Here is a 9,931-nt window from a genome sequence, read left to right as displayed (position 1 = left end):
ACATGGCCGTCGTCAGACACTTCGCCATCAATCTCGTCCGAACAACCAACGACAAGCGATCCATCAAGCTCAGGCGCAAGTGCGCCGGATGGGATACCACCTACCTCGCAGACATCCTCGGCCAACTATCACGTTAACCCGGATTCGGTGCCCTGGCCCGAGAGGCGCGGGCTCGATGGCACCGCCTATCTATCCTGTCGACGGGAAAGGACTCGCCGCTCGGCGCCAGATGCAGGGAATCGGTCAACCCGGCACGTCACCCGCGGCGCAACGGGTCGCGGGAACGGTCGGCTTGTTGAACAGCAGATCGAAGAGCCGGACGGGGCGAGGACACACAAAGGTCCATTCCAGCTTGTCGACAGCGACCTTGACCTCACCGTCGACTCCCTGCGAGTCGATCACGAAGTGGCTGCCGGGCTCGACCAAACCGGCGAAACTTCCCTCGATCTCGCTGGACGCAGCGCCGGTCAGCGGCTCATACGACAGCCACTTGTTCGAGTCGGCCGACAGCACTCCCAAACCGATCGCGCGCTGCTGCAGGGTGACGCGGTAACGGACAACGACGCCCACGATCGCCCGGGCTCCAACGGACGCCATCAGCAGGTAGATCCCCACAGGCGCCTGAGCCTGCAGGTGCAGCCCGGCTTGATCCCGCGACGCAGGGATCATCTCTCTTGGCTATCCCCGCGGTTTTCCCCGATCGACAACGCGCAGATGCGGGACAGGTGCGCATAGGGCAATCCCGTCTCCTTCGCCCAGGCGTTGAACTGGGCCTGCACCCTGGCGAGATCGCCCTTCGACTTGACCTCCTCGGCGACGTCGAGGCCGGCGTCGCGCAGGCAAGCCACCACGTCCCTCGAGGTGACGAAGCCATCCCAGCCGACGAAGCGCAGCAGCATCTGGCCGGTGTTGCCCCCGAGCCGGCTGCCGCGCCTGGCGAGAAGCTCGAGCAGGCCCGCCTCGTCCGAGGACGGCCAGTTCGCGAGGAATCTGCCGAAGCTGCCGTGCTCGCTCGCGATCTCCTGCACGAAGGCCGCGTTCTCGCGCACCGAGAGGATCTTTGCGGCATTGCGCACGATGCGCTGGTCGCGCATCAGGCCTTCCCAGAACTCCTCAGGCTGAAAACTCAGCTTGGCCGGCTTGAACTGCAGGAAGGCCTGCTCGAAGCCCGGCCATTTCTGCTCGATCACGCTCCAGGCAAATCCGGCGGAAAACACCCGCCTGACCATCTCCGCGAGGATGCGATCATCGGGCAGTTTGGCGAGCGCCTTCGCATCGGGCCTTGTCGGCAGCAGCTTCTCCAGCGCCTTGGCGCCGCCCTTGCGCTTCTCGGCCCGGGCGCGAATGGTCTTGAACGGGGTCATCGGAATGCTCGCCTGATGGCGGTCACGACACCAGACTTTGCCGGAGACGTCCAGTCCCGGAGCGGCACCGCGCTGCGCACACTAGAGGCTCGGTGCGGGCTCCAGCGGCAACGCCTGCAGGCCGCCGAAGCGGCGCTCGCGGCCATGGAAGGCGGCCAGCGCCTCGGCGAGATCGCTCGCCTCGAATTCCGGCCACATCCGCTCGGTGAAGTGCAATTCGGCGTAGGCACCCTCCCACAGCAGGAAGTCCGACAACCGCTTCTCGCCGCTGGTGCGGATGATGAGGTCGACGTCGCGCAAATCCGCCTCGCCCGTGACGAGTTGCGAGAACGCTTCGCGCGTCAGGCTCGTCAGCGCGGCGGCCTTCGCCGCGGCGTTGAGGATGGCGTCGCGCGCGGAATAATCCACCGCGATGCGCAGGTGCAGCGCATCGCCATCCGCTGTCGCCTGCTCGGCACGGGCGATCGCGGCGGCGATGCCGTCGGGCAGCCGGTCGCGCCGACCGATCACGGTCAGACGCACACCGTTGCGCACGAGTTCCTGCACCTCGCTCGCGAGATAGATGCGCAACAGCGCCATCAAGGCTGCGACCTCCGTTTTCGGCCGGCGCCAATTGTCGGTCGAGAACGCGTAGAGCGTCAGCGTGCCGATGCCCTGCCTGGGCGCGACCTCGAGGATGCGGCGGATGGTCTCGACGCCGGCCTCGTGGCCGCGCAGGCGCGACAGGCCGCGCCGCGTCGCCCATCTTCCGTTGCCGTCCATGATGATGCCGACGTGAAGCCTGTCGCTGAGGCGGGTCGCAACGTCACTTTGCATCGCAAAGTCTCCGGTCGAAAAAATGGGCGGTCAGGTCGATACGATGCCGAGGCGGCCGAGCGGCGGCGCCTCGCGGCCTGCGGCCTTGGCGGCGTCGCGCACCAGCCGCTCCAGCACGGTGAGATAATCGAGAAAGCGGCGGCGGCCGGCCTTTGTCAGGCGGCAGCTGGTATGCGGGCGGTTGCCCTCATAGCCCTTGGTGAGTTCGACGAGGCCCGCCTCCTGCAGCACCGCCAGGTGCCGGCTGAGATTGCCGTCGGTCAGGCCGCAGAGCTGCTTGAGGTCGGCGAACGCCAGTCCCTTGGGGTGCGCCATCAGCGAGGTCAGGAGTCCGAGCCTTGCCTTCTCGTGGATGACGCGGTCCAGCCCCTCATAGGAGAACGGCGCGTTGTCAGTCTTCGACATCGTTGTCTCCGGACGCAAAATGCAGAATGGCGGCCATGACCGACTGGCCGATCACGAAGGGAAGGCCCATGGTCCAGGGCGAGAGCGCGTGGTTTTGGCTCGCCAGCACCACGACGACGAAGCCCGACACGAAATACCAGGCGCCCGCGAGCGCAACGGTGCGCGGCAGCGAGCGGACGGAGGCGAAGATGCCGAGCGACACCAGGATCTGCCAGAGGCCCGGCAGCAACCACAGCGTCTCGGGCGCGAACTTCCACATCATCGCCGCGAGCAGCACGCCGGCGACGCCGGCGGGCAGGAACTGCTCGATCGCCTGGTGGATCATGGCGTCCGCCAGACCCGAATGATGCCGGCGCGAGCGCGCGCGCATCTCGATCCAGACCATCAGGCCCGACAGGACGGCGGCAACGCCCCAGCCGAGGAAGAAGGCGAGCGGCCGGCTGGTGGGATCGTCGAGCCAGAGAGCCTGCAGCAGCGCCGTGACCAGCGCGGTCGCCCCGGTCGCCGCCATGGTCGCGGGACCGTAGCCGCGGAATGCGGTGCCGGCCGCGATCTGGCTGCGGATCGCCCCGATGTCGGCCAGCGCCTTGTCGAGATCGCGCATCTGCAACGCCAAAACCTCGCTACGCCCTTCGCGTCCGGAGGGACTCGATCTTGCTTTGTATTACAAAGTATACCGTGCCGCAAAGTGATGACAAGCCCCCTCGCTCGGTCAACATCGGCAACTGGATCGGCGGCGCCTTCAGCAACGACCAGACCGGCGCCTTTTCGCACTGCGCGGCAACGGCCCCCTATGCCAGACGCTCTCCCTCACCCGTGGCAGCGCCGTAGCCCGGATGGAGCGCAGCGCAATCCGGGGCCCAGCCGTACGCGCAATCCCCGATTTCGCTGCGCTCCATCCGGGCTACGGGAGTTGATGGACGGATCAGTCGCGATGACCACGCATTGTGGAGCTGCCGACGCGATGCGGCCTCAGCCGTGGCAGCAGCCCGCCTTCGCAGCCTCCGGCTGGTACTGGTCGCGCAGGCGGACCCAGTCCATCGGATAGGGCAGCGCGTCCTCGTGGCGGCCGAGCGGAGTGAGATCGAGATACTGGTAGGCGGTATTCATCATGTCGAGCCCGCGGGCGAAGCAGGAATAGGTGTGGAAGATGCCGCCGGCCCCGTCGCGATAGAACACGCTGATGCCGGGCAGCTCGGGCCCGTAGAGCGGCGTGGTGCCGTAATTGTAGCTGGCCTCGCCCCTGGCGACTTGGTCGGGCGAGAACGACACGCCGAAATCGTAGTTGAAGTCGCTGCCGCCGGAGGAGACCCAGTCGAAGGTCCAGCCCATCCGCTTCTTGAACGCCTCGAGTTTTGCGACCGGCGCGAGCGAGATCGCGACCATGGTGGTGTCGCGCGCGGCGAGATGCGGGATGATGCGCTCGAAACCGTCGGCCCAGAACGAGCAGCTCTTGCAGGCCGCGTCCCAGTCGGGCGCGAACATGACGTGCTGCACCACGAGCTGCGGCCGGCCCTTGAACAGGTCGGCGAGCGCGACCTTGCCGTTCGACCCGTCGAAGACGTAGGCCTTGTCGACCTCGACCCAGGGAAGCGCGCGCCGCTCCTCGGCGAGGCGCTCGCGGGCCTGCGTGAGCTCCTTCTCATGCGCCATGAGGGACTTGCGGGCCTTGATCCATTCGTCGCGCGAAACGACCTGATGCTGCTGCATGGGAATGCTCCTTTCGGCTCAGGCGAGGAAATTGTCGAGGTTGACGAAGAACTGGCTCCAGCCGCGCTCGTGGTTGTCGCGCGCGGTCTCGTCGGCGAACTCTGCGTGATGGAAGACGAGGAGCGTGCCGGCACCGTCGGGCTTGAGCGAGACCGTCACCACCGACTCGCGCTCCGGCGTCGAGTGCCAGGCCCAGGAGAACACCAGCCGCTCGTTCGGCACGACCTCGCGGTAGATGCCGCCGACCTCGAAATATTCGCCGTCGTTGCGCTTGAAGCTGATCCGGTAGCGGCCGCCGACGCGGACGTCGAGATCGGCCCGCGTCGAACCCGGCTGCACGCCCGACGGCCCGAACCACTGCACTAGGTTTTCGGGATTCGTCCACGCGGCGTAGACCTTCTCCGGCCCCGCGCGGAGCCGGCGCGTGAGGGTGAGGCTCGGACGTTCGGCGGAACGGGCGGCGGCGCTGTCGGTGGCCATGGGGTCTCCTCCACGAAGGCGGCGAGGCGGTCGAGATTGTCGGACCAGAAGCGCGCATAGCGCTCGAGCCAGTGCATCGCCTGCTCCATCGGCCTGGCGGTGAGCCGGCAGGCCACCGTGCGCCCGGTCTTCTCCCGCACGATCAGGCCGGCATCCGTGAGCACGTCGAGATGCTTCATGATCGCGGGCAGCGACATGGCGAACGGCTCCGCCAGCTCGCTCACCGACAGGCTTTCCGCCGCGCGAAGGCGCGCCAGGAGCGCGCGCCGCGTCGGATCGGACAGCGCCGCAAAGGTTCGATCCAGCGTCTCGTCCCGATACTTAACCATGAAGTTTAGTATAGAGCCGGCGCGCGGACGGTCAAGGCTGCGGCGCGCGCACAAACGCGTGATGGCGCGATCGTCCCGTCGAATTCCACGGGCGCCGGGATGCGGTCAATCCGGATAGAGGCGCCGCTTGTGCCGCGGCGGGGGCGCCTGGCGGTAGGCGACGCGCGGATTGGGCCCGCAATAGAGCAGGCGCCCGGACACGCTGGCGAGGCATTGCTGATAGGTCTGATAGGCGCACTCGCCGGGATAGTCATACTCCCCGCCCTGGGCGCACCAGGGGTAGTCGTGGGCCGCGGCCGGACCGGTGCCCGCAAGGGCGGCGAGCACCAACGCACCCGACGCCAGCACTGCGTATCGCGACTTGCTCATGGACTTCTCCTCTTCCCGGAAAGCCCGCAAGCTAGGGCAGGCGTCCCGTCGCCACAACGGCGACCGTCTCACGAGGCCGCTACTCGACCTTGAGGCCGGCGCCGTCGACCACCTTCTTCCACTTGTCGGTCTCGGCCTTGACCATGTCGCCGAACGCCTCCGGCGTTCCGATCAGGGGCTCGCCGCCGAGCTCGACCAGCTTCTTCCTGATCTCGGACTCCTCGAGCACCGCGTTCACCTCGGCGTTGAGCTTGGCGATGATCTCCTTCGGCGTGTTCTTCGGCGCGCCCATGCCGAACAGCGCGCTCGCCTCGTAGCCCGGAACGGTTTCGGCCACCGCCTGCACGTCCGGCAGTTGCGGCGAACGCTTCGCCGTCGTCACGCCGAGCGCGCGCAGCGCGCCGGAGCGGATGTGCTGGATCACCGAGGGCATGTTGTCGAAGATCACCTGCACCTGGCCGCCGATCAGATCGGTGAGCGCGGGGGCTGCGCCGCGATAGGGCACGTGCTGCATCTTGGTGCCGGTCATCGCCATGAACATCTCGCCGGAGAGGTGAACCGAGGTGCCGTTGCCGGACGAGGCCATGTTCACCTTGCCGGGATTGGCCTTCACGTAGTCGATGAACTCCGCGACGTTCTTCGCCGGGACGTCCTTGTTGACGGTCATGACGTTCGGCACGCGCTGGAACGAGGCCACCGGTGCGACGTCGCGGACGAAATTGAACTTGAGGTTGGCGTAGAGCGAGGCGTTGATGTAGTTGGCCGGATTGACCAGCAGGATGGTGTAGCCGTCGGGTTCGGCATTGACCACGGACTCGGTGCCGATGTTGTTGCCGGCGCCGGGCTTGTTCTCGATCACGAATTGCTGGCCGAGCTTTTCCGACAGGCGCTGGCCGATCAGCCGCGCCAGGATGTCGGTGGCGCCGCCGGGCGGATAGCCCACCACCCATTTCACCGGACGCGCCGGATAGTCGGCGGCCAGCGCGCTCGACAGCGGCGCGGTCGCGAAGGGGCCGACGGCGAGCAGGCCAAGCGCGGTGCGGCGTGTGATCATCTCGAGGTTTCTCCCTACCCGTTTTCGTTTGACGTCTCGATGTTGAAGCCTTCAGGGGCGCGTTGTAACAAGGCCGGCCGCGCACGAGAAGTGCGCGCAATGCATCGCGACGAAAGGATGACGCATGCCGGTCAAGGTCCATTCGCTCGATCATCTCGTGATCAACGTCACTGATGTCGCCCGCACCGTCGCGTGGTACCAGAAGATCCTCGGCATGGAAGCGCGGGTGTTCGATCCCGGCGGCGGCAAAGCGCCGCGGACCTCGCTGTCGTTCGGCGATCAGAAGATCAACGTGCGCCCGCACAACGCCGACAAGGTGGAGTGGTTTACCGCCGACCATGAGACCCCCGGCAGCGAGGACCTGTGCTTCCTCACCACCGCCACGCCCGACGAGGTGGTCGCGCATCTCGAGGCGAACGGCATCGCGATCGAGGAAGGCCCGGTTCCCAAGCAGGGCGCCCGCGGCACCCTGCGCTCGGTCTATTGCCGCGATCCCGACGGCAGCCTGATCGAGATCGCGTCGTATGAGGATTGATGGCTCTCACGACGCATTTGATCTGCGCGCCCTCCGATGGCAGTAAGTCCTTCGACGATAATCTGAAGGCAGCCGGCAAATTCCGCCTGGCCGGCTGCACGGGAGGAAACATGCCGAATTCGCAGACAGCGCCGGGGATCGTCGGCCCGTTCGACGGTATGGACGTGCCCTGGCTCCTGAAGATGCGCGCCGAGGTGCGGCGCGATCATCCGTTCCTGATCTGGGCGCCGTTCGACGCGCCGGCGCGGCGCTGGAGCTATGGCGAATTCCACGACCGGGTCGGCGCGCTCGCCGCGGGGCTGGCGAAGCGCGGCGTCAGGCCCGGCGAATACGTGCTCATTCATCTGGACAATTGCATCGAGGCGGTGCTGGCCTGGTTCGCCTGCGTCGAGCTCGGCGCCATCGCGGTCACCACCAACACCCGCTCGGCACCGGCGGAGATGGAGTATTTCGCCGGGCATTGCGGAGCGGTCGCTGCGATCACGCAGCCGGCCTATGCCGAGACGATCGCGGCCCATTGCCGCGACCTGCGCTGGATGGCCGTGATCTCGCACGACGCGGGAGCAGCGCCCGCACAGGCGGTGTCGCGCGGCGAACGCTTCGAGGCGCTGTTTGCCGACAGCGCCGACCGGCCGCGGCGCGCCACCGATCCCTTCGCGCCCTGCAGCGTGCAATATACCTCCGGCACGACCTCGCGGCCGAAGGCGGTGCTGTGGACCCACGCGAATGCGCTGTGGGGCGCCAAGATCAACGCCGCGCACGAGGACCTGCACGCAACGGACGTGCACCAGACCTATCTGCCGCTGTTCCACACCAATGCACTGGCCTACTCCATGCTGGCGACGCTGTGGGTCGGCGGGTCCTGCGTGATCCAGCCGCGCTTCTCCGCGAGCCGGTTCTGGAGCGTGGCGCTGGAGCACGGCGCGACCTGGACCTCGACCATCCCGTTCTGCATGAAGGCGCTGCTCGAGCACGAGATCCCGAAGCACCACAAGTTCCGCCTGTGGGGCACCGCGGTCAACGAGCCGCCGCCATTCGCCGTGTTCGGCATCAAGACCATCGGCTGGTGGGGCATGACCGAGACCATCACCCACGGCATCGTCGGCGAGGTCGACCAGCCCAACACGCCGATGTCGATCGGCCGCGCCGCACCGGAATACGCGATCCGCATCGTCGAGGACGACGGCACGCCGACCGGGGTCGGCGGCACCGGCAATCTCCTCATCAAGGGCGTTCCCGGGCTGTCGCTGTTCGCCGAATATCTGCACAACGAGAAGGCGACGCGCGAGAGTTTCGACGAGCACGGCTATTTCATCACCGGCGACCGCGTCACGCTGCTCGAGAACGGCTTCATCCGATTCGGCGACCGCGCCAAGGACATGCTGAAGGTCGGCGCGGAGAACGTCGCGGCCTCCGAGATCGAGCAGGTGGTGGCGACGGTGGCCGGCGTCCGCGAGGCCGCCGTGGTCGGCAAGAAGCATCCGATGCTTGACGAAGTGCCGGTGGTCTTCATCATCCCGCAAGGCGGCGTCGCGGACGCGCCCGCCGACCTCAAGGACAGGGTGACGGCCGCCTGCCGCGCCGCGCTCGCCGATTTCAAGGTGCCGCGGGAGGTCCTCCTCGTCGACGACATGCCGCGCTCGACGCTGGAGAAGGTGGCGAAGGCGGAGCTGCGGAAGATGCTGGGGTGAGCCCCGGCGGCACCCCTCCGCAATGACGGCGTTACCCCTCTCGAATCTGATCGGCAGTGTCTCGGGCCGTTGACGAAATAGACCCGCGTCATCTTCGCCTCGCCGTCCTGCAACAGCGATTTCAGCTTCGGCTTCGCGCAACGCGCGAGGCAGGTGGTTCAGAACGATCCCAGCGCCACCGGGCGGAAGGCCTGCAGCAATTGCTGGTCGAGCTTGCCGCCCATCCCTTCCATCATCTCGAACGCGCGGGAATGAGTGAAGGGCATGCGAAAGGCGCGCTTCTCGACCAGGGCGGCATAGATGTCGACGATGGTGGTGAGCCGCACGATGTCGCTGATCTGGTTCGAGGAGAGATTGTTGGGATAGCCGCTGCCGTCGAGGAATTCGTGGTGATGCAACACCACGTCGAGCATCTCCGGCGGGAAGCCGCCTTGCGCCGCGAGCGCCTCGTAGCCGCGCCGGGGGTGCTGGCGGACCTCGTTCATCTCCTCGTCGGTGAGCGGGCCCGGCTTGTCCAGGATCGCGGTCGGAACGAAGGCCTTGCCGACGTCGTGCAGCAGCGCGGCGCGGGTCAGGCGGCGCTGGTCGTCCTCGCGCATGCCGAGATTCTGGGCGAAGGCGACCGCGAAGCCGGTCACGAACAGGCAGTGCCGGTAGCTGCCGACATGGTGGCAGCCGACCGTGGTGAGCCACTCCCGCAGCGAGGAATGCTTGATGGCCTTCAGGATCTTGTTCTCGGCGGCGACGACGTCGTCGAAGGTCAGGGGCGTGCCGAGCGGCAGCTTCTCGAACATCTTGACCAGCACCGCATGCGCCGCCTCGACGCCGCGGTTGAGCGCCTTGCCGCGATCGGTCTCGTCATAGGCGGCGGTGTCCGGGAACGCGGCGCGGATGCGCTGCAGGATCGCTTCCGGCTGCAGCGGCCGCGAGATGGTGTCGGTGGCGCCGAGCGCCCAAGCCTGCATGGTGCCGTGATGCAGCGCGTCCGCCAGCACGAACAGGCGCGGCATGGTGCGATAGGCCTCGGCGCGCAGCTTGTTGCGCACCCGCTGCACGCTCTCGGGCGAGCGCAGGTTGATGTCGACCACGATGCCGGAGAGGTCGCGCCCCGGCTGTTCGGGGATCGCCTGCGTCGAGACGGTGGAGACCTCGCCGACCGCCTGCAGGATGTTCGCGAG

General features: G+C 67.1%; 13 protein-coding genes and 1 pseudogene. 3 read left to right on the top strand and 11 right to left on the bottom strand.

Features of this window, described 5'->3' with window-relative positions; translation table 11 throughout:
• Positions 1-137, top strand: a pseudogene (locus tag KGM94_RS19755) (ISAs1 family transposase); the annotation flags it as partial.
• Positions 138-243: 106 nt separating this feature from the next.
• Here the strand turns inward: KGM94_RS19755 and KGM94_RS19750 are convergent.
• From KGM94_RS19750 to KGM94_RS19705, 10 genes are all read right to left on the bottom strand, one after another.
• Entirely contained in the window at positions 244-669 is a 426-nt protein-coding gene (locus KGM94_RS19750) for a hypothetical protein (RefSeq protein WP_300263207.1), read from the bottom strand.
• A complete protein-coding gene (locus tag KGM94_RS19745) occupies positions 666-1,364 on the bottom strand; it encodes a DNA-3-methyladenine glycosylase I (protein ID WP_300263205.1) in 699 nt (232 codons plus the stop codon). The genes KGM94_RS19750 and KGM94_RS19745 overlap by 4 nt, the downstream gene beginning before the upstream one ends.
• Positions 1,365-1,445: 81 nt before the next feature.
• Positions 1,446-2,180 (bottom strand): di-trans,poly-cis-decaprenylcistransferase, encoded by a 735-nt coding sequence (locus tag KGM94_RS19740; RefSeq protein WP_300263204.1) that lies wholly within the window; start codon positions 2,178-2,180, stop codon positions 1,446-1,448.
• A 30-nt stretch (positions 2,181-2,210) separates the two neighbouring features.
• Positions 2,211-2,585, bottom strand: coding sequence for a transcriptional regulator (locus tag KGM94_RS19735; protein WP_300263202.1), 375 nt, complete (start codon positions 2,583-2,585; stop codon positions 2,211-2,213).
• Positions 2,572-3,189 (bottom strand): hypothetical protein, encoded by a 618-nt coding sequence (locus KGM94_RS19730; RefSeq protein ID WP_300263200.1) that lies wholly within the window; start codon positions 3,187-3,189, stop codon positions 2,572-2,574. Before KGM94_RS19730 ends, KGM94_RS19735 begins: the two co-directional genes overlap by 14 nt.
• Positions 3,190-3,557: 368 nt before the next feature.
• Positions 3,558-4,295, bottom strand: a complete 738-nt coding sequence (locus tag KGM94_RS19725) for a thioredoxin family protein (protein WP_300263198.1) — start codon at positions 4,293-4,295, stop codon at positions 3,558-3,560.
• Between the two features lie 18 nt (positions 4,296-4,313).
• Positions 4,314-4,658 (bottom strand): SRPBCC domain-containing protein, encoded by a 345-nt coding sequence (locus KGM94_RS19720; protein ID WP_300263197.1) that lies wholly within the window; start codon positions 4,656-4,658, stop codon positions 4,314-4,316.
• Complete coding sequence (locus tag KGM94_RS19715; RefSeq protein WP_300263195.1) at positions 4,658-5,104, bottom strand: metalloregulator ArsR/SmtB family transcription factor; 447 nt, start codon at positions 5,102-5,104, stop codon at positions 4,658-4,660. Before KGM94_RS19715 ends, KGM94_RS19720 begins: the two co-directional genes overlap by 1 nt.
• 105 nt (positions 5,105-5,209) lie before the next feature.
• On the bottom strand, positions 5,210-5,473 hold the full coding sequence (locus tag KGM94_RS19710) for a DUF3551 domain-containing protein (RefSeq protein WP_300263193.1): 264 nt from the start codon (positions 5,471-5,473) through the stop codon (positions 5,210-5,212).
• A 79-nt stretch (positions 5,474-5,552) separates the two neighbouring features.
• Positions 5,553-6,527: a tripartite tricarboxylate transporter substrate binding protein gene (locus KGM94_RS19705; RefSeq protein WP_300263191.1), complete on the bottom strand. Its 975-nt coding sequence runs from the start codon at positions 6,525-6,527 to the stop codon at positions 5,553-5,555.
• 124 nt (positions 6,528-6,651) lie between these two features.
• Here KGM94_RS19705 and KGM94_RS19700 point away from each other — a divergent pair, with 124 nt between their 5' ends.
• Complete coding sequence (locus tag KGM94_RS19700; protein WP_300263189.1) at positions 6,652-7,062, top strand: VOC family protein; 411 nt, start codon at positions 6,652-6,654, stop codon at positions 7,060-7,062.
• A 110-nt stretch (positions 7,063-7,172) separates the two neighbouring features.
• Positions 7,173-8,753 carry an AMP-binding protein gene (locus KGM94_RS19695; protein ID WP_300263187.1) on the top strand — a complete coding sequence of 527 codons (1,581 nt, stop codon included), beginning with the start codon at positions 7,173-7,175 and terminating at the stop codon, positions 8,751-8,753.
• A gap of 158 nt (positions 8,754-8,911) precedes the next feature.
• Here the strand turns inward: KGM94_RS19695 and KGM94_RS19690 are convergent.
• Positions 8,912-9,931 (bottom strand): HD domain-containing phosphohydrolase (locus KGM94_RS19690; protein WP_300263185.1); only part of this gene is annotated, 1,020 nt, incomplete at its 5' end.

Source organism: Bradyrhizobium sp., assembly GCF_028868675.1.
Classification (GTDB): Bacteria; Pseudomonadota; Alphaproteobacteria; order Rhizobiales; family Xanthobacteraceae; genus Bradyrhizobium.
This window is presented reverse-complemented; position numbering and strand designations above follow the sequence as displayed.